The organism is Collinsella aerofaciens ATCC 25986, from assembly GCF_010509075.1.
Lineage (GTDB): Bacteria > Actinomycetota > Coriobacteriia > Coriobacteriales > Coriobacteriaceae > Collinsella > Collinsella aerofaciens.
Genome location: NZ_CP048433.1, coordinates 544,247 through 563,772 on the forward strand (window position 1 = coordinate 544,247; position 19,526 = coordinate 563,772).

The 19,526-nt window shown below is 61.4% G+C and carries 12 protein-coding genes; 5 read left to right on the forward strand and 7 right to left on the reverse strand.

Annotated features, from left to right (window positions below; translation table 11 throughout):
* Positions 1-47: 47 nt before the first annotated feature.
* A complete protein-coding gene (gene sdaAA, locus GXM19_RS02525; protein WP_006233934.1) occupies positions 48-1,655 on the reverse strand; it encodes an L-serine ammonia-lyase, iron-sulfur-dependent, subunit alpha in 1,608 nt (535 codons plus the stop codon).
* A gap of 312 nt (positions 1,656-1,967) precedes the next feature.
* Positions 1,968-3,248, reverse strand: a complete 1,281-nt coding sequence (metK, locus tag GXM19_RS02530; RefSeq protein WP_006233933.1) for a methionine adenosyltransferase — start codon at positions 3,246-3,248, stop codon at positions 1,968-1,970.
* A gap of 282 nt (positions 3,249-3,530) precedes the next feature.
* Between metK and gltX the strand changes: the two genes are divergently transcribed.
* From gltX to GXM19_RS02555, 5 genes are all read left to right on the forward strand, one after another.
* Positions 3,531-5,006 (forward strand): glutamate--tRNA ligase, encoded by a 1,476-nt coding sequence (gltX, locus tag GXM19_RS02535; RefSeq protein WP_006233932.1) that lies wholly within the window; start codon positions 3,531-3,533, stop codon positions 5,004-5,006.
* 88 nt (positions 5,007-5,094) lie between these two features.
* Complete coding sequence (priA, locus tag GXM19_RS02540; RefSeq protein WP_239057639.1) at positions 5,095-7,521, forward strand: replication restart helicase PriA; 2,427 nt, start codon at positions 5,095-5,097, stop codon at positions 7,519-7,521.
* Between the two features lie 18 nt (positions 7,522-7,539).
* Complete coding sequence (gene def / locus GXM19_RS02545; RefSeq protein ID WP_040358120.1) at positions 7,540-8,076, forward strand: peptide deformylase; 537 nt, start codon at positions 7,540-7,542, stop codon at positions 8,074-8,076.
* A 326-nt stretch (positions 8,077-8,402) separates the two neighbouring features.
* Positions 8,403-9,323 carry a methionyl-tRNA formyltransferase gene (fmt, locus tag GXM19_RS02550; protein ID WP_006233928.1) on the forward strand — a complete coding sequence of 307 codons (921 nt, stop codon included), beginning with the start codon at positions 8,403-8,405 and terminating at the stop codon, positions 9,321-9,323.
* Positions 9,320-10,720: an RsmB/NOP family class I SAM-dependent RNA methyltransferase gene (locus tag GXM19_RS02555; protein ID WP_006233927.1), complete on the forward strand. Its 1,401-nt coding sequence runs from the start codon at positions 9,320-9,322 to the stop codon at positions 10,718-10,720. Before fmt ends, GXM19_RS02555 begins: the two co-directional genes overlap by 4 nt.
* A gap of 141 nt (positions 10,721-10,861) precedes the next feature.
* Here GXM19_RS02555 and GXM19_RS02560 read toward each other — a convergent pair whose 3' ends face one another.
* From GXM19_RS02560 to GXM19_RS02580, 5 genes are all read right to left on the reverse strand, one after another.
* Complete coding sequence (locus GXM19_RS02560) at positions 10,862-11,098, reverse strand: FmdB family zinc ribbon protein (RefSeq protein WP_006233925.1); 237 nt, start codon at positions 11,096-11,098, stop codon at positions 10,862-10,864.
* 88 nt (positions 11,099-11,186) lie between these two features.
* On the reverse strand, positions 11,187-14,483 hold the full coding sequence (locus GXM19_RS02565) for a 4-alpha-glucanotransferase (protein ID WP_006233924.1): 3,297 nt from the start codon (positions 14,481-14,483) through the stop codon (positions 11,187-11,189).
* 430 nt (positions 14,484-14,913) lie between these two features.
* Positions 14,914-17,151 (reverse strand): glycogen synthase GlgA, encoded by a 2,238-nt coding sequence (gene glgA, locus GXM19_RS02570; protein ID WP_040358115.1) that lies wholly within the window; start codon positions 17,149-17,151, stop codon positions 14,914-14,916.
* Positions 17,152-17,241: 90 nt separating this feature from the next.
* Positions 17,242-18,369 carry a glucose-1-phosphate adenylyltransferase subunit GlgD gene (gene glgD, locus GXM19_RS02575; RefSeq protein WP_006233921.1) on the reverse strand — a complete coding sequence of 376 codons (1,128 nt, stop codon included), beginning with the start codon at positions 18,367-18,369 and terminating at the stop codon, positions 17,242-17,244.
* A gap of 4 nt (positions 18,370-18,373) precedes the next feature.
* Positions 18,374-19,522 carry a glucose-1-phosphate adenylyltransferase gene (locus GXM19_RS02580; protein ID WP_006233920.1) on the reverse strand — a complete coding sequence of 383 codons (1,149 nt, stop codon included), beginning with the start codon at positions 19,520-19,522 and terminating at the stop codon, positions 18,374-18,376.
* Positions 19,523-19,526: the final 4 nt, after the last annotated feature.

Here is a 19,526-nt window from a genome sequence, read left to right on the forward strand (position 1 = left end):
TCAAAAGAGGTGGGACATTTGTCCCACCTTTGAGTCGTTCTTTGCCGCTATCCGCACACACCGCATTTTGCACAGGCCGAAAGTGCGGCCGGAGCCTGCGCGATGCCACCCTTTGCCGTCTCGCGCAGCGTGGCCGGCAACGCGTGGCCCACCGAAAGCATGACATGTGCCATCTGGTCAAACGGCACCAAGCTCTTAATGCCTGCGAGGGCGAGTTGTGCCGAGCTAAAGGCCGCTGCCACGCCAATGGCGTTGCGGTTTTGGCAGGGCACCTCCACGAGGCCACCGACGGGGTCGCAAACGAGGCCCAGCAGGTTACTCAGCGCGATGGAACTGGCGTCGAGCGCCTGCTCGGGCGTGCCGCCGAGCATCTGCACCAACGCGGCCGCTGCCATGGCAGCGGCGCTTCCCACCTCGGCTTGGCAGCCGCCCTCGGCGCCGGCAACACAGGAGCTTGTGGTGAGGTTGAGGCCGATTGCGGCTGCGCAGTAGAGCGCGTCCATGACCTGCTCGTCGTCGAGCTGCAGGTGATCGGCGAGCGCCAGCACGCAGCCGGGCACAACACCCGCGGAGCCTGCCGTGGGGGCGGCGACAATCACGCCCATGGTAGCGGAGCGCTCGAGCACGGCCATGGCGCGGGCAACGGCGTCGGTCTGGACGGCGCCCATCAGGCTTGCACTCAAATCGTTGCAGCGGGTTGCTTCGACGAGCTTGGCCTCGCCGCCGATAAGCCCGCCGAGCGAGCGTTGCGGATTGGCGATGGGGGCCGTGGTCTCCTCGCGCATGACGTCGAGCACGCGGCGCATGGCGGCGACGGTGTGGGCCTCGCCGGTCAGACGCGCCTCGCGAACGGCCATGACGGCGCCGATGCTGAGCCCCAGTTCCTCGCACGCATCGAGCAGCTGCTCGCCGTCGTCGAAGATTTCCTTGGCCGAGACGCCGGGGGAGAGCGACGAGGCAGAACCGGGGAGCTCGATAAAGGTCGCGTAATCGACATTGTCGAGCTTGCGGAGCATGGGGACGACGGTGTCGTCGGGCGCACCGTCGGTCTCAAAGACGGAGTAGGCCTGGCCGCCCACTTCGGTGCGGTAGGTGCGGCAGAAGGCGATGTTTACATGGGCGTAGGCGAGCAGGTTGGTGAGCGCGGCGAGTACACCGGGGACGTCCTTGTGCGCCACGAAGAGCGTGGAATACATGCCCGAGATGTCGACGCCGACGCCGTTAATGCGGCTGATGCGCATCTTGCCGCCGCCCAGGCTCTCGCCGCGGACCTGTGCCGTGGCGCCCGTGTCGTCGACCATGTCAATGTCGACGGTGTTGGGGTGGATGGACGCGTCGTCGCCCTTGATGTCAAAGTGATATTCGAGGCCCTGCTCGTGCGCGAGGTCGAAGGCCTGCTTGATGTTCTCGTCATCGGTGTCGAGGCCCAGGATGCCCGCGACGAGCGCACGATCGGTGCCGTGGCCGCGGTAAGTGTGGGCGAAGGAGTTCCACAGGCCAAAGGTGACCTTGGTAATGCGGCCTTCTAGCAGGCTGGCGGCAACTTGGGCGCAGCGCAGGGCGCCGGCGGTGTGCGATGAGCTGGGGCCGACCATGACGGGGCCCAAGATCTCGAATGCCGAGGTCGTAGCTAGTGTTTGCGGCTTGCCTGCCATGGGTGCTCCTTTAATCTGTCCCGTCGTCCCGAGGGGCGGGGTATAAGGTCGCCTGCTCGGACAGTCCTGCTCGCACGGAGAGCACATTAAGTGCTCTCCGGCTCGTGCGGAACTCGCGATCGACCTTATGCCCCGCCCCTCGGGACTAAGGATACATGGTAGAAGGGCGCGTGCTGCAAAATTCATTAGCTGGTGACGCAGCGTAGGCTCATATCGAAGCATCTTCACCACCGTTTAAATAAAAAAGAAGTACCGGTTGGGGCCGGTACTTCTTTTGGTGCGTTGTTTTTGGCTGTAGCTTTTCGGGTTAGCTTACAGGCCGCAGGCTGCTTTGAGTTCTTCGACTCGGTCGGTCTTCTCCCAGGTGAAGTCGGCGTCTTCTCGGCCAAAGTGACCGTAGGCTGCCGTCTTTTCGTAGATGGGGCGACGCAGATCTAGGTCGCGGATGATTGCGCCCGGGCGCAGGTCGAAGGTCTTCTCTACGGCCTCGACGATCTTGTCCTCGGCAACATTCGCGGTACCGAAGGTGTCGACCATGATTGAGAGGGGCTTGGAAACGCCGATGGCGTAGGCAAGTTCGACTTCGCAGCGGTCGGCAAGGCCGGCGGCGACCACGTTCTTGGCGACCCAGCGCGCGGCATACGCGGCGGAGCGGTCAACCTTGGTGCAGTCCTTGCCGCTAAAGGCACCGCCGCCGTGACGGCCGTAGCCGCCGTAGGTGTCGACAATGATCTTGCGGCCGGTGAGGCCCGTGTCGCCCATGGGGCCGCCCACGACAAAGCGACCGGTGGGGTTCACGTAGATGTCTGCGTTGTCCCACGGCATGTTCTCGGCGTCCATGACCGGGGTGATGACGTGCTCGATGAGGTCGGCCTTGATCTTGCCCATGTCCTCGATCTCGGCGGCGTGCTGTGTGGAGATGACGATGGTCGTTACCTCGACGGGCTTGCCGTCTTCGTAGCGCACGGTGACCTGGGTCTTGCCGTCGGGACGCAGATAGGCGAGGGTACCGTCGTGACGCACGGCGGCCAGGCGCTCAGCCAGACGGCTTGCCAGGTAGTGCGGCATGGGCATGAGGGTCTTGGTCTCGTTGGAGGCATAACCGAACATCATGCCCTGGTCGCCGGCACCGATCAGGTCGATCGGGTCGGTGGTAGCGCCGGTCTGGGTCTCGAAGGACTCGTCGACGCCCTGGGCGATATCGGGCGACTGCTCGTGGATGAGGCTCATAACGCCGCAGGTGTCGCAGTCAAAACCGAATTTGGCACGGTTGTAGCCAATGCGGCGGATAACGCCGCGGGCGATTTCCTGCACGTCGACGTAGGCCTGGGTGCGGATCTCGCCGGCGACGATGACGGTGCCGGTGGTCACGAGGGTCTCGCAAGCGCAGCGGACGTTCTCCACGTTGGCAGGCACGCCGTTGGGGGCGATGTAGCCCTGCTCCTGGAGCTCTATTTCTTTGGCGAGGATTGCGTCGAGGACGGCGTCGCTGATCTGGTCAGCGATCTTATCGGGATGACCTTCGGTCACCGACTCCGACGTAAATACGAAGGACCCGTGTTGGGGTGGGATGGAACGAAGTTCTTCTGACATGATTGTCCTTTCAAAAACGTGTCCCGGCGACCGTTACCATTCCGCCGGGCTCTCTATGCAAGGGCTCATCATAGCGCGTAAATCAAACATTCACACCCTTTCCGCACCTACTCATTGGGGACAGACTTAAATGACCAGCCTTACCTAAATGCCAACAGGTTGCCAAAGACTGGTCATTTAAGTCTGTCCCCAATGAGTGAGTCGGTGCCCTTTGTGCGGAGGTTGCTTTGATGCTTTATACTGGTGCGGTTAGACATCCATCCTGCAATCGAGGAGATATCCATGGCATCAGACGTTCGCGTCCGCTTTGCACCCTCACCGACGGGCAAGCTGCACATCGGCGGCGCTCGCACCGCTATCTATAACTGGGCTTTCGCCCGCGCAAACGGCGGCACGTTCATCCTGCGCATCGACGACACCGACCCCACCCGCTCCACCGATGAGAACACGCAGATCATCCTGCGCGCCATGCGTTGGCTTGGCCTGGACTGGGATGAGGGCCCCGAGGTAGGCGGCGACTTTGGCCCCTACGCCCAGACTGAGCGCTTGGACCTGTACAAGCAGGCCGCCCAGAAGCTTTGGGACGAGGGCAAGGCCTATCCCTGCTTCTGCACCAAGGAGCAGCTCGACGCCGACCGCAAGGCCGCGCAGGAGCGCAAGGACCCCTTCCAGGGCTATCAGCGCCGTTGCCGCGATCTTGATCCCGAGGAGGCCCGCCGTCGCATCGAGGCCGGCGAGTCCTACGTCCTGCGTATTAAGGTGCCCGAGGACCGCGGCGACGTCGTCATCCACGACGCCGTCCACGGCGAGGTGACCTTCGACGCCAAGGAGCTCGACGACTTTGTCATCTTCCGCTCCGATGGCACGCCCACGTATAACTTCGCGACCGTCGTCGACGACGCCATGATGAAGATCACCCATGTCATCCGCGGCGACGACCACCTGTCCAACACCCCGCGTCAGGTCATGGTCTACGAGGCCCTCGGCGCTCCCGTGCCCACGTTCGCTCACATCTCCATGATCCTGGGCGCCGACGGCAAGAAGCTCTCCAAGCGCCACGGCGCCACCTCGGTGGAGGAGTACCGCGACGCCGGTTACCTGTCCGACGCCTTCGTCAACTACCTGGCGCTGCTCGGCTGGTCGCTCGACGGCGAGACCACGATCATCCCGCGCGATGTCCTGGCCAACAAGTTCTCACTCGACCGCATCTCCAAGAACCCGGCGACCTTCGATCCCAAGAAGCTCGATTGGGTCAATGCCGAGTACATCAACGGCATGTCCGATGCTCAGTTTGCCGACGAGATCATGGTCCCCGAGCTGCACGAGGCGGGTCTCATCGAGGGCAATGTCGAGTACGGCGAGGATTGGATCGACGCGCTTGCCGCCATCGTCAAGCCGCGCACCAAGATGCCGGCCGACGCCGTGACCGTCGCCGCTCCCATCTTCGCTACGGCCGAGACGCTCGAGTATGACGAGAAGTCCGTCAACAAGGGCCTGGCCAAGGAGGGCATGGGTGCCATTCTGGATGCCGCCAAGGCCGCTCTCGAGGGCGTGAACGAGTGGACGGCTGCCAACATCGACGCCGCGCTTGAGCCGCTGCCCGAGCAGATGGACCTTAAGAAGCGCGTGGTGTTCCAGGCCGTGCGCGTCGCCGTCTGCGGCAACATGGTGAGCCCCCCGCTGGGCGAGACCATGGCGCTCGTCGGCCGCGACGACTGCCTGGCGCGTATCGACCGCGCCCGCACGATGGCGCTGTAGCAGCCGCGTAAACGCATGTATCCGAGCCCCGTTCACCCGAGCGGGGCTCTTGTTTCTGAAGACGCATGGGATGGGAGGTATAGGGGCCATGGCCGAGCAACTGTCGCTGTTTGGTTCGCCGGAACCGGAGGAGACTCCGGCCAAGCCTGAGTTCGCGCCTGAACCCGTCGCCGCCTATGCGAGCGTAGTCCTCGACATTCCCACCCGTGCGCTGTCCGAGCCGTTTGCTTATGGCATTCCCCGGTCCATTGCCAACGAGGCGCAAATCGGATCCACGGTCCTGGTCCACTTTGGTAACCGTGCCGCCGCGGGCTATATCGTCGACATTGCGCCTGAGCTGGGTGACCTGCAAGGCATCAACGCCCTCGACCCAGCCCGCATTAAAGCCATCGAGGCTATCCTCAGCAAACCGCTCTTTACCGCCGAGGCTGCCCGTATCGCACGCTGGATGAGCCGCGAGTACGTCGCAACGCTTTCCGAGTGCCTGCGTTTGTTCTTGCCCCCGGGTGGAAGCCCGCGCGTGGTCAAAGGTGACGACGGCGTGTGGGCCGTTGAGCGCCCCGCCGTCAAACCCATCCAAAACCGCTGGGTCATGCTCACGCCCGAGGGCTTCGACTATACGCCGCCCAAGACCGCGGTCCGCCAGCGTCAGCTCATCGAGGCGCTCCAGTGCGGCCCGGTCACGACGCGTGACCTCAACCTGCTCTACAACAGTATGTCGGCGACCATCAAGGCACTCGAAAAACGCGGCGTCGTGGTGGTGGAGGAGCGCCGCGCCTGGCGCGGTTGCAGCGAGCAGACCACGCTGTCCTCGGCAACCGGTAAGGCTCCGGTCGCGCTCACGAACGGCCAGAAGCAGGCGCTCGCGCAGATTGAGCGCGCCCGCCTTGACGCCCACGGCGACGTGGTGCTCGTGGACGGTGTTACGGGCTCCGGCAAAACCGAGGTTTACCTCTCTGCTATCGAGCGCGTGCTCGCGGCCGGCCGCTCGGCCTGCGTGCTGGTGCCCGAGATCTCTCTGACGGCCCAGACCGTCGGCCGCTTTCGCTCGCGCTTTGGCGAGACGGTCGCCGTGTTCCATTCGCGTCTTTCGGCCGGCGAGCGCCTGGACCAGTGGGATATGGTCGCCAGCGGTGCGGCCCGCGTGGTCGTCGGCGCCCGCTCGGCGCTCTTTTGCCCGCTTGACGACCCGGGCCTCATCATCATCGACGAGGAGCACGAGACCAGTTACAAGCAGGGCTCCAGTCCGCGCTACCACGCGCGCGAGGTGGCGGCCGAGATGGCGCGACGCTACCGCTGCCCGCTCGTGTTGGGCTCCGCCACGCCTTCAGCTGAGGCCCTCGATCGTTGCCGCCGTGGCACGTATAACGGTGCCACATGGACGCGCGTTGAGATGCCCGAGCGCCCGGGACATGCTGTTCTGCCTACGGTTCGCATTGCCGACCTGCGTCGCGAGTTCTCGCACGGTAGCCGCTCAATGTTCTCAAAACCGCTCATGGAAGGCCTGGAGCGTGTGGTCGAGCGCCGTGAGAAGGCCGTGCTGTTGCATAACCGCCGCGGTTTTGCACCGTTCCTGATGTGCCGCGAGTGCGGCTGCGTCCCCACCTGCAACCACTGCTCCACCGCGCTTACGTATCACGAGCGCACGCACACGCTGCAGTGTCACACCTGCGGTTCGTCTTGGCGCGTGCAGCCGTATCCCGCGCCCACGAGTCGCTGCCCCAAGTGCGGCAGCCGTTACCTGGCAAAAATGGGCCTTGGCACGCAACAGATCGAGGACGCGCTGCACCAGATGCTGCCCGAGGACGTCGCCATCATTCGCATGGACGCCGATTCCACGCGCGGAAAGGACGCGCATAAAAAGTTGCTCGAGCGGTTCGATGCCGCCGATTGCGCGGTGCTGCTAGGTACCCAGATGATCGCCAAGGGTCTCGACTTTCCCGAGGTTACGCTCGTGGGCGTGGTCAATGCCGACTTTGCGTTAAAGCTCCCCGATTTTAGAGCGGGGGAGCGCGCCTACGATTTGCTGGAGCAGGTCGCGGGCCGTGCCGGACGCGGTGATCGCCCCGGTGAGGTCATCATCCAGACCTATCTGCCCGAGGACCCGGTCATTCGCGCCGTTGCCGAGCATGATCGCTCGATCTTTACCGACTACGACCTAGACCAGCGCCGAGACGCGCTATATCCGCCCTTCGTGCGCCTGGTCAACATTTTGGTGTGGTCGACGAAGGCGGATGATGCGCAGGACTACATCGGTCGCATCGCAAAGCTGCTCAAGCGCCGCTGGCATGCCGCCGCGCCCGACTTTTTGCGGGCGGGCCGCGCGGTGCCCCAGGTGCTTGGTCCGGCTTCGTGTGTAATCGAGAGAGCCAAGGACCGTTATCGCTTCCACCTGCTTGTGAAGTCGCCCGTGGGGTACCATGTCTCTGATGATATTGACGCCTGCCTTAAAGAGGTGGGCTCTGTGCGCGGCGTGAGCGTGAGCGTTGACGTCGATGCCTATGATTTGATGTAACAACCCGAAAGGATGGCCATGGAAGCCAACGGAATCGTACTTTCGCCCGACCCTCGTTTGCGCCAGGAGTGCGCCGTCATCGAGGAGATTACCCCGGCGATCGAGGCGCTTGCCGAGAAGATGAAGAAGATAATGTTCGAGAACGGTGGCTGCGGCCTGGCTGCTCCGCAGATCGGCGAGCTTATTCAGCTCGTCACCATCGACTGCGATTACAGCGACAAGAACGACTACGACCCGTACGTGCTCATCAATCCCGTTATTGTTGAGCAGAGCGACCATCTGGTGCCCTTTAGCGAGGGCTGCCTTTCCATCCCTGGTATTAGCTGCGAGATTGAGCGTCCCGACCATGTCGTCGTCGAGGCGTATGACTTGGATGCCAACCTTATTCGCTATGAGGCCACGGGCGATCTGTTCTGCGTGTGCCTGCAGCACGAGATCGATCACCTGCACGGTAACACCATGTTCGAGCGACTGAAGCCGATGCAGAGGATCAAGGCCGTCAAGGAGTACCAGGACGCCCTGGCCCGCGGCGCTCGACCGGGCGAGACGGAGTAGACCCCACCATCCCCGGTGCTGAGCGCCCACATATCATCCCGTGCTCAAACATTCTCGCTTTGCTGCGAAACTGCGCGCGGGACGATATGTGGGCGCTCAGCACCGGGGACTGCGTTGTTCTGGCTCGGTTCGCCCGGGTGCCGTTGGGTCAGGGAGGGGCGTCTTCTCTGATAATTGCTTTGTTGGAAGAGCTGCTTTTATTGCGGCTCTTTCTTTGGTTTTGGGTATATTTGTTCTTGTTGATTGTTCTTGCGGATGGGCTGGGTACTTGGCTTTCCGCTGTTATTTGTAGCCGTCTCGGCTTTGGTTGAGGGGAGACGTCCTTTATGCGTATTGTGTTTATGGGTACGCCTGATTTTGCTGTGCCTTCGCTGACTTCGCTTGTCGAGGCCGGGAATGAGATTGCGCTTGTTGTTACTCGTCCTGATGCTGTTCGTGGACGTGGTAAGAAGCTAGAGCCGTCTCCTGTTAAGGCTAAGGCGCTTGAGCTGGGGTTGCGGGTTATTGAGGCTAATCGTATGACGCCGGAGGTCGTTGAGGCGCTTCAAGCTGCTCGGGCAGATATTTTCTGCGTGGCTGCCTATGGCTGCATTTTGCCCGATGAGGTGCTGCATATGGCGCCGCTCGGTATCGTAAATGTTCATGCGTCCTTGCTGCCTCGTTGGCGTGGGGCTGCTCCCATTCAGCGCGCCATTCTTGCTGGTGATGAGGTTGCTGGCGTTTCTATCATGCGCATCGGGCATGGCGTGGATACTGGTGCTTATTGTGCTCAGGCTTCCACGTCGGTTGCCGGTAAGCATGCCGAGGCGCTCACGATGGAGCTTGGTGAGCTTGGCGGCAAACTGCTTGCCGATACGCTTCCTTCTCTTGCCGATGGCACCGCCGTGTGGACTGAACAGGATGAGGCGCTCGTTACCCATGCTGCCAAGATTTCCAAGCTGGAGATGCGTCTGGATCCGCAGATGGCTGCGCTTGATTGCGTGCGCCATGTGCTGGCCTCGTCCGATACCGCGCCTGCCCGATGCGTGATTGCCGGCAAGACCGTGCGCGTGCTCGATGCTGCACCGGCCGATGTCTCGCTTGGCGAGGGCGCTGTTGACGTTAAGAACAAGCGTGTTTACCTGGGTCTTTCCGATGGCTCGGTTGAGTTGCTCGAGGTTAAGCCCGATGGTAAGCGTGCTATGGCCGCTTCTGCTTGGGCTGCTGGCCTGCAGGGCGCTGATCTTTCGTGGGGTGTTTTGTCATGAGCAAGTTGTCTCCCGCGCGCAAGCTTGCGCTCGATGTGCTGATGGAGGCCGATCGCCGCGGCATGTATGCGCGCGACGTGCTGTCCTCTCGCGCATCGGCCAAGGCTATTGATCAGCGCGATTCCGCTTTTGCCGCCCGCTTGGCGCTTGGTGTGGCCGCCACGCAGGGTATTTTGGACGAGCTGCTCGACCAGTTTCTTGATAAGCCTAAAAAGGTCGCGCCGCGTGTTCGCATGGCGCTTCGTATCTCGGCCTTCGAGATGCTCTATCTGCATACGCCTGGCCGCGTTGCGGTGAGTCAGGGCGTTGAGCTGGTGCGCAGCGGAGCTAAGTCTGCCGCCGGTTTGGCCAATGCCGTGCTGCATAAGGTCGCGGACAACGTTGAGGACTTTGCCGCTGCGTCCGATGTAGACGAGTCTGAGCGACGCTTGGTTCGTCTGTCGCGCCTGATGGGTCTGCCGCGTTGGCTGTGCGCTCGTATTATGGCTTCGTTTGACACACCGGAGGGCGCGCTTAGCTTTGCCGGTAATCTGGCCCCCGCGCCGCTGGCCCTGCATGAGAACGCCTTTGCGACCAAGCCCGATCCGTATATCTCGCAGCTCATCGCGCCTGTCTTCCCGGGCTGCCATGCCCCGGTTGATGCCCAGGTTACCGTTGCTTCGGGTGTGTTTGAGCGTGCTGCCGCGGTGGCATCTGATCTCAATGCGCAGCTTATCGCCACAGCTGCCACGCGCCCTGGTAGCTGCCTTGAGATTGGTGCCGGTCGTGGCACCAAGACCTATGTGATGATGTGCCAGGCCAAGCGTGCGGGCTATGAGCGTCAGCATACGGCGCTCGATCTGCATGATCGCAAGTGCGATCTGAATCTCGCTCGCCTGCATAAGGCGGGTATTCGGGGCGTTCGTACGGTTTCGGGTGATGCCTGCGAGCTTGATGAGGTGCTCACATCGTTTGATGCCATGCTTGGCGAGACGGTTAAGTTCGACACGGTCTTTATCGATGCGCCGTGCTCAGGCACCGGAACCATGCGCCGTCATCCTGAGATCCCGTGGCGCCTAACCGAGAATGATGTGACGGCCGAGTTACCCAAGCTTCAGCTGACGATGCTCAAAGAGGCTGCCACGCGCGTGGCAGCCGGCGGCGAGCTCATTTATGCGACGTGCTCGGTCTTCGACGAGGAGAGCACACAGTTGGTGGACGCGTTCCTTGCTTCTCCCGAGGGTGCCGGCTTTAGCGTGGCGCCGCTTTCCAAAGCACAGATTCTGCAACTCCCCGAGTTCGATCAGGCCAAGAAACTCGTATCCGTACGCCAGAACGATCGTGGCCTCTTCCAAAGCGTCCCCGTAAACGCCGATTCCTACGACGGCCACTTCTGCGCCAGACTGGTCCACAAGTAACGACTAAGTTGCGGTGAAATAGGGATTGAAAAGCCGCTTCTGCCCGCCAAACAGTCCTTATTTCACCGTAACTCATAAGGAAACCTGGGTAGCTAAAGAAACAGCCCCGCGATCGGCGTTGATCGCGGGGCTGTTTGGTTTCTAGTGGCTATGCGGGCAATTGGCGCAGCAGCCGCTCGTGGCGTTGGTGCTGGAGCCGCCGCTTCGTTGATCGGTGTTGTAGAAACCGCTGCCCTCAAATTTAATGCCGCTGGCCGAGAACGTCTTGGCCGCCGGGGCACCGCAGCTGGGGCACACGACCTCGGGAGTCTCGGACATGGGATGCTCAACCTCAAACACGTTGCCGCAGCTCGAGCACTTGTAATCGTAGCGCGCCATAATACTTCCTTTTCAGCACAAAGCGGGCAGATTACTCTGCCCGCAAAAATTCAAACGTCTGTAACTGTACCCTATATCGGGGGTTTTATCACGCTTCGCCCCAGAATCTATGGTTGTTGCGCAGGAGCTGTGCGGTTTTGTTCTCGGCGGCTGCAATGTCTACCTCGTCAGCCTGCCAGGTCCAGTTGCCCGTGGCCACGCCCGGAACGTTCATGCGCGCGTCGTCGCCAAGCCCCAGGACATCCTGCAGCGGCATCATCACTAGGGGAGCGTCGCTTGCCAGCGCGTCGCCCATCAGCTTGGCCGCCACCTCAACACCGCTCGGTTCATCGCCGCCCGCAAAGGAACGCGTGCACCAGCCGGCAAGCGTCGACGTATCGTGCGTCGAGGTGTACAGGATCTTGCCGGGCGTGGGATGCACGCCGCAACGAACGCCGTAGTCGCTAAACTCCAGCACGTCCATGCCGGGGAAACCACAGGTCGAGGCCATGGCGCGAACACCGGGCGTCAAATAGCCCAGGTCCTCGGCGATAAAGTTGAGCGGACCAAGCTCGTCGTAGGCGGTCTGGAACAGGTCCTTGCCCGGGCCCGCTAGCCAGCGACCGTCGGCGCATGCCTTGCCCGCGGGAATGCTGTAATAGCTGTGGAATCCCAGGAAGTGATCCAGACGCACGCGGTCGTAGAGCGAGAACGCGCGGCGCAGGCGATCCATCCACCAGGTATAGCCGTTCTGCTTCATGTGGTCCCAGCGGAATGTCGGGTTGCCCCACACCTGGCCCTCGGGCGCAAAGTTGTCGGGTGGCGCGCCGGAAATCTCGATTGCTTTGCCGGTATCGGACAGCCAGAAGTTCTCGGGTTCGCTCCACGCGTCTGCCGAATCGTCGGACACGTACATAGGAATATCGCCGATGACCTCGATTCCCTTCTTGTGCGCATAGTTCATGAGCTCGCACCAAGCTAGGTCAAAGCGGTACTGCATGTACGCCTGAAGCTCGGCCTCGTTGTGGAAGCGCTTGTCGTCGATCAGATGCTCGTTGTAGCGCGCGACATCTGCCGGCCAATCGTGGCGCGACTCGCCCTCAAAGTACTTCTTAACGGCCATATAGACACAGTACTTCTCGAGCCAATCGGCATTGCGATGCTTAAACGCGGTGTACAGCGGATCGGCATCCTCGCCTCCGCGGGCCTTCCAGGTCTCAAAGTCGGCTGCCAGCTCCTCGTGGCTCTCGGGCAGCAGGTCGATATTGCCTGCAAAGGCCGAAGGACCGGCGTAAGGGGAGCGGAAGAAGTCCGTGGGGTTGACGGGGAGAACCTGCCAGTAGCGCATGCCCATGGCGGCCAGATGGTCGATAAAACGACGCGTGGGCGCGCCGATCGTACCCGGCTTGCCGTCGTCGGTCGGCACCGATGTGATATGGCACACAACACCCGCACCGTGATCGAGCGGCTCCTGCAGGCGCTGCTCGGCATGGTGATAGATGATCGACGAGCCCAGCGGGTACAGGTCGAGCGTGACCGTTCCGTTGTGGATCTCGCACTCGTGACCGCTGATCACATCGCTCGCGCATTCGCCGAGCGCCGGAATCGTCACCCGGTGTGAATTGCGCAGGCTGCGGTTGATGATGACGGTCGCGGACTCGCCGTCTTTACCGGTACGGTTGTAGGCCAGCACCTCGTCATTGAGCGCGAAGGCCTTGATCTCACCGTCGATCATAAACGGCAGCGCGCGGCGCACAGCAGATGCGTTTTTGACGATCGCGAACGTATCGAAGTCGTGCAGGTTTTCCTTGGTCGGCATGGTGCGGCGATTGCCCGGATCGGTGAGTCCCTCCAAGCCGTACTCGTCACCGTAATAGATTGAGGGAACGCCCGGGAAGGTCATCTGCATGAGCGTCGCGAGCCAAAAACGGCTCTTGGCCAGGCCCATCGCGTTCTCGTCCAGACGCCATTTGCTTCGCTCGCATTCAGGCAGCTGTGACTCGTCAGGGCCGCCGCCGAGCACCGAGATGATGCGAGGACGGTCGTGGCTCGAAAGCAGATTAAGTGCGCAAGACAGGGCCTCACGCGGATAGTTCTCGCGTAAGGTCTCGATATCCTCGGCAGCTTGGTAGGCGTTTTTGTAGCCCATCAAAAAGCCGATGACCATGTCGCGGAAGGGGTAATCCATGGCTGAGTCGAGCTCGGAGCCTTGCAGATAGCGACGCAGATGGCCGTAGCTGATCTTGTTGGAGGCGTCTTCCCAGACTTCGCCGAGCAACAGAGCATCGGGCTTTTCGGCGAGCACGGCCTTCTTGATTTCGGCCAAGAAGTCATCGGAAAGCTCGTCGGCCACATCCAGGCGCCAGCCATGGGCTCCAGCGCGCAGCCATTTGCGTATGATACCGTACTTGCCCAGGATCCGCTCGCGCACCAGCTCGGAACTCTCATTGATGGCGGGCATATTGCCCACGCCCCACCAGCAGTCATACGAGCCGTCCTCGTGGAAATAAAACGCATCGCGCCACGGCGAATCCTCGCTCTGCCACGCGCCCACGCCGGGGTAGTTGCCGTAGCGGTTGAAGTAGATCGAATCGTCGCCCGTGTGGTTGAACGCACCGTCCAGAATGATGGAAATGCCCAGCTTCTCGGCCGCCTCGCACAGCTCAGTAAAGTCCTGCTCGGTGCCCAGAATCGGATCGATCTTGGTGTAATCGGCGGTGTCGTAGCGGTGGTTGCTCGCGGCTTCAAAAATGGGGTTGAGGTAGATGGCTGTAAAGCCCAGCTCGGCGATGCGAGGCAGGTCTTCCTGGATACCCTTGAGCGATCCGCCGTAGAAGTCCCAGGTCTTGATGGAGCCGTCCTCGGCGCGCTCGTACACAGGCGGCTCATTCCAGTCCTCGACCATGCGGCGCTGAATGCCCTTACGCGGTTTTTCGACCTCGGCCAGCGTGCGCTCGCGCCAGTGCTCGTCGCGGGCATAGCGATCGGGGAAGATCTGGTAGACCATACCGCGCTCGTACCACTCGGGTCGAACTTCACGGTGTTTGTAAACGGTGACCTGGAATGACGGCACCTCGGCGTAGTCGTAGGTTACGCCTTCGCCGCCGGTACGTCCTTGCGGTGCACCCAAGCGGACCTCGGGCTGGCCTTCGATATTGCAGATAAAGCTGTACCAGATAAGACAGGGCTCGGTGCACTCAAGCTCTACAGTAAATATGCCGTCGCCCTCGTGCGTCATGGGATACCGAGACTCACCGATCTCATCGACCCAGGTGCGCAGCGTAAGCGTTGCCTGCGCGGGATCGGCATCCTCCAGAATCACGGAGAGCGAAAGGGTAGTTCCTGTGGTCACAGCGCCAAACGGAGTGCGAAACTGCGGCAGACGGCTGTTGTGTATCAATCTCATAGTACGGTCCAGTTCGATAGAATCATGGCCTGCTGGCCATGGGCTTTACGCACAGGATGTAAGTATATCTGTTGTACACAGGCTGTATAAACAACATCCGTTTACCATCGGCGAACGGTTGTCCTAGAAAATCGTTTTACCATCCAAATTATAGCGATATTCATAATCGCCTATACCGATACTGTTTGTAGCCAAACAAAAGTACTTCGGTTTACTACGACGAATTGAATGATCTCAACCACAGGCATTTTGGTGATATTAAAACCGCAGGTAAAAGCGTTGCCAATTTCGTAGATTACTTGCCGTGGTCAGCTGGAGCCATTTTGTCGTAGTAAACCGGCCTCTTATTAATGCAGAAGTTCAACCAAGAAGAGGGCGCCTGGTGGGGGCGCCCTCTTTTGCGTTGAGGATTAAGTTTTAATCGTCCGGATTAGCGGCGCTTGCGGGTGGCCGTTGCCTTGCGGACGGACGTCTTCTTGGACGGGGCCTTTTTCTCTGCCGGAGCGGCGGGGGAGACCGGGGTCTCCTTGGCAGGCTCGGGCTTAGCCTCTGCCTTCCGGGTAGCCTTGGTCTCGGCCTTGACCTCGGCGGCCTTCGGAGCCGGCTCAGCCTTTACTGCAGGCTTTTCCTCGACCTTGGCCTCTGCCTTGGGAGTGGCTGTCTTGGTTGTGTCCTTTTTGGCCTTCGTCGTAGAGCGCTTGCGCGTGGTGGTCTTGGCGGCCGGCTTTGCGGCTGCCTTGGTCGTGGCTGCTTTCGTGGTCGTCTTCTTGGCAGCGGTCTTTGCCGGAGCCTTGGCGGCCGGCTTGGCCTCGGCGACCTCGGCCTTTACCTCAGGAGCACCCTCGGCTTCGGCGGCCTTCTTGGCAGCGGCGGTCGTGCGCTTGCGCGTGGTCGTTGCCTTGGCAGCAGTCGTCTTTGCTGCGGCAGCCTTGGTTGTCGTAGCCTTCTTGGCCGTCGTCTTACGAGTCGTAGTCTTCTTAGCTGCGGGCTTTGCAGCGGGCTTGACCTCGGCCTCTGCCTTAGGAACAACCTCAGCCTTCACCTCAGGCTCGGCCTTTGCGGGCTCAGGCTCAACCGGCTTCTCCTCGGCTTTGGGCACATCAGCGGCAGCGGGCTCATTAAGGGGCGCCGCAGGCTCGGCCTCAGCGGCCACCGGCTCAGCAACAGCCTCAGGCTCGTCGACAACAGCCGCCGGGCGCTCAATCTCCGGGTGCATAAAGAAGTACAGGTCCAGATACTTATCGGCCGAGCGCGTCCAGCTAAAGTCCTGGCTCATGGCCTGCGTGACCAGCTGGTTCCATGCGTCGCGGTTATCCCAGAACAGACGCGCCGCGCGGAATACCGCATCGCCCATCTCGTCGCCGTTAAAGTTGCTAAACGAGAAGCCCGTGCCCTCGCCGGTAAACTCGTTGTACGGGATCACGGTGTCCTTCAGGCCGCCGGTCTCGCGCACGATGGGCAGGGTACCGTAGCGCATGGCGATGATCTGCGACAGGCCGCAGGGCTCAAACTTCGAAGGCATCAGGAACATGTCGGCGGCAGCATACATGCGCTGCGACAGCGCCGGATCGAACTCGATGCGTGCGGCCATGGTGCCGGGGTACTTGTCCTGGAAGTAGCGTAGACCGTCCTCGTAGTCGCGGTCGCCGGTGCCCAGCACCGCCACCTGCACGCCGCCGGCCAGGATGCGGTCGAGCGCGTACATGACCAGGTCCATGCCCTTCTGGCGCGTCAGGCGCGTGACCATGACCATAAGCGGACGATCGTCGCGAACCTCGAGCCCTAGCTCTTCCTGCAGCTTGGCCTTGCACACGGCCTTGCCGGAACGGTCCTCGACGGTGTAGTTGGCGGCAATGCGCTTGTCGGTCGCAGGGTCAAAGCCCGCGACGTCAATGCCATTCAAAATGCCCTGTAGTGCATAGGAGCGCTCGCGCAGAACGCCGTCCAGGCCCTCGCCAAATTCGGGCGTCTGGATCTCGTTGGCATAGGTGGGGCTTACCGTAGTGATGGCGTCGGCATAGCGCAGGGCGCCCAGCATGTAGTTGATGCTGCAGGCGTCGCAACGCAGCTGCGAGGCGGCCGCCGGAATATGCGCCACGCCCAGGATGTCCTCCATCACGGTGTCGCTAAACTGGCCCTGGAACGCCACGTTGTGGATCGAGAACACGGTCTTGACGCGGTCGTACAGCGGCAGGCCCTGGTAGAACTCGCGCAAAAACACGGGCGCCAGCGCCGTCTGCCAGTCGTTGCAGTGCAGGATGTCGCACTCAAAGCCGGCCGGCAGGTGCTGCAGGCTCTCGGTGATGGCCTTGGAGAAGAACGCAAAACGCTCGCCGTCGTCAAAGAAGCCGTACGGATAGTCGCGCGCAAAGTAGCGCTCGTTGTCGATAAACATATAGGTGACGCCGTCGTGCTCGAGCTTCTCGAGCCCGCAGTACTCGTTGCGCCAACCCAGGCTCACGTAAAAGTCGGAGAAGTGCTCCATCTGCGCCTTGTACTCGTCCTTGATGGTGGCGTACTTGGGCACCATGACGATGACTTCGGCGCCGGCGCGCACAAGCGCCGCTGGCAGCGAACCCGCCACGTCGCCCAGGCCACCGGTCTTCACAAACGGCGCGCACTCGGCCGAGGCAAACACGATCTGCATCTTTTTGCTGGAATCAGCCATATTGTCTCCCATGTTGTTATTCGAGAATAGCCGCCTGGCGCGAACCGGGCGGCTATTCTGCATGTTACGTGCGATGTTGCGGTACCAACGTTAACGCACGATCGTGGTATCGGAAGTTAACGGAGCCTTGCCCAACACCAGGATGTTCTCGGGCGTGCCGCGAAGCTCGGTGTTGATGGGAACCACGTTGTTCTTGTCCAGGATAGCGTTCTCAACACGGGCGCCGCTCTTGATGATGCAGCTCTGGTTGATGATCGAGTTGGTCACGGAGGCGCCTTCCTCAACCACAACGCCACGCGACAGGATCGAGTTGCGCACGGTGCCCTTGATGATGCAGCCGGCCGAGATGATCGAGTTGCAGGCGTGGCTGCCGGTCGCGTAGCGCGAAGGCGGCACGTCGTGGGCCTTGGTCAGAATCGGGCGCTCGGGATCGAAGAGATGGTCGGCCACGGTCTGGTCGAGCAGGTCCATGCTGCGGCGGTACAGCGACTTCTCGCTAAACACGCCCACGACCTCGCCCTTGTACTCGTAGCTGCACACGTCGATGTTGCCAAAGTCGCCCTGTAGTGCCTCGAGCAGGTCCAGATAGTCGGCGGCCTGGTAGTGGTCGATGATCTCGAGCAGCGTCTCGCGGTTGACGATGCAGCAGTCCATGGACGCGTTGTCGCCATACACGACGCCGGCGCTGACGCCCGTCAGACGGCCGTTCTCGTTGATCTGCAGCTTGGTCTCGTCATCTACGTTGCGCGTGGCCTTGCAGTACACCACGGTCATCTGGGCACCGGAGTTCTCGTGCGCGTCGATGATGGTGTTGAGGTCCATGTTAAAGATGATGTTGGTGCCCATCATCACGACATAGGGCTTGTCCGAGCGCTGGAACAGCGTCTTGTTGGAGATGATGTCGCGCAGCAAGAAGCGCATGCCGCCCTTGGTGGTGCCATACGCGTTACCGGGCACCATGAACAGGCCGCCCTTCTTGCGGTCCAGGCCCCAGTCTTTGCCCGAGCCCACATGGTCGATCAGCGAGCGATAGTTGCCCGGCATGACGACGCCGACGGTCTTAATGCCGGCATTCATCATGTTGGACAGCGGGAAGTCGATCAGGCGGTAGCGGCCCAAAAACGGAACGGACGCGATGGGGCGATCCTTGAGCAGCACGCTGCCGTAGGTCGAAGAGTAGTTAGCGGTGATATAACCGATGGCCTTGCGATTGATCATCGGATCATTCCCCCTTCCCGATAACGACGTCATTTCCAACGACGGCCGTATCCTTGGTGGTATCGACAGAGCCGAGCTTCACGCCCTCTTCGACCGTGGAGTTCTCGCCCAAAATAGCGCGGCAGATGTGCGCGCCGCTCTTAACGTGTGCACCCGGCAGTAGCACGGAGTCCTCGACCACGGCGCGCTCCTCGATGATGACATCGGTCGAAAGGATCGAGTGGCGAGCGGTGCCGTAGATCTTGCAGCCGTTGGAGACCAGGCAGTCGTCCAGGCGGCCGTCAGGGCCGATGTAGTGCGGCGGACGCGTGGTGATGTTGGACATGATGGGGAAGTGCTTGTCGAACAGATCGAACTCTGGGTTGTTGCCCAGCAGGTCCATCGAGGTCTCGTGGAAGCTGGCGATGGTGCCGACGTCCTTCCAAAAGCCGTGGAACTCGTAGCTGTACAGGCGCTTGCCCTCGCCGAGCAGCTTGGGGATGATGTCCTTGCCAAAGTCGTGGCTCGAGCGCTGGTCCAGAGCGTCCTCCTCGAGCGCCTCGATCAGCACGTCGGCCGAGAAGATGTAGATGCCCATGGACGCGAGGTTTGAATCGGGCTTATCGGGCTTCTCGGTGAACTTGGTGATGCGGCCGTCCTCGGGGTCGGTGGTCAGGATACCAAAGCGGCTGGCCTCCTCCCACGGCACGGGCATAACGCTCACCGTGAGGTCGGCGTTGTTCTCAATGTGCGTCTTGAGCATCTTGCGGTAGTCCATGCGATACAGGTGATCGCCCGAAAGAATCAGGACGTACTTGGGGTCATTGGCCTTGATGTAGTCGAGGTTCTGCGTGATGGCGTCGGCCGTGCCCGCATACCAGGCGCCGCCGGTCTGCGTCTCGTACGGCGGCAGGATCGACACGCCGCCGTCGCGGCTGTCCAGGTCCCACGCCTCGCCGGAGCCCACGTAGGCATGCAGCAGGTAGGGGCGATACTGCGTCAGAACGCCCACCGTGTCGATGCCCGAGTTGGAGCAGTTGGAGAGCGAAAAGTCGATAATGCGGAACTTGCCACCAAAGCTAACCGCCGGCTTAGCGATCTTTTGGGTGAGTGCCCCCAATCGGCTGCCCTGTCCTCCTGCGAGGAGCATCGCGATGCATTCTTTCTTACTCATCGAT

What these genes read in the sequence shown, in the direction of transcription:
- GXM19_RS02580 (WP_006233920.1), bottom strand. Translation starts at nt 19,522, where the DNA reads ATGAGTAAGAAAGAATGCATCGCGATGCTCCTCGCAGGAGGACAGGGC.
- glgA (WP_040358115.1), bottom strand. Translation starts at nt 17,151, where the DNA reads ATGGCTGATTCCAGCAAAAAGATGCAGATCGTGTTTGCCTCGGCCGAG.
- priA (WP_239057639.1), top strand. Translation starts at nt 5,095, where the DNA reads ATGGCCGAGCAACTGTCGCTGTTTGGTTCGCCGGAACCGGAGGAGACT.
- sdaAA (WP_006233934.1), bottom strand. Translation starts at nt 1,655, where the DNA reads ATGGCAGGCAAGCCGCAAACACTAGCTACGACCTCGGCATTCGAGATC.
- GXM19_RS02560 (WP_006233925.1), bottom strand. Translation starts at nt 11,098, where the DNA reads ATGGCGCGCTACGATTACAAGTGCTCGAGCTGCGGCAACGTGTTTGAG.
- glgD (WP_006233921.1), bottom strand. Translation starts at nt 18,369, where the DNA reads ATGATCAATCGCAAGGCCATCGGTTATATCACCGCTAACTACTCTTCG.
- def (WP_040358120.1), top strand. Translation starts at nt 7,540, where the DNA reads ATGGAAGCCAACGGAATCGTACTTTCGCCCGACCCTCGTTTGCGCCAG.
- metK (WP_006233933.1), bottom strand. Translation starts at nt 3,248, where the DNA reads ATGTCAGAAGAACTTCGTTCCATCCCACCCCAACACGGGTCCTTCGTA.
- GXM19_RS02565 (WP_006233924.1), bottom strand. Translation starts at nt 14,483, where the DNA reads ATGAGATTGATACACAACAGCCGTCTGCCGCAGTTTCGCACTCCGTTT.
- GXM19_RS02555 (WP_006233927.1), top strand. Translation starts at nt 9,320, where the DNA reads ATGAGCAAGTTGTCTCCCGCGCGCAAGCTTGCGCTCGATGTGCTGATG.
- fmt (WP_006233928.1), top strand. Translation starts at nt 8,403, where the DNA reads ATGCGTATTGTGTTTATGGGTACGCCTGATTTTGCTGTGCCTTCGCTG.
- gltX (WP_006233932.1), top strand. Translation starts at nt 3,531, where the DNA reads ATGGCATCAGACGTTCGCGTCCGCTTTGCACCCTCACCGACGGGCAAG.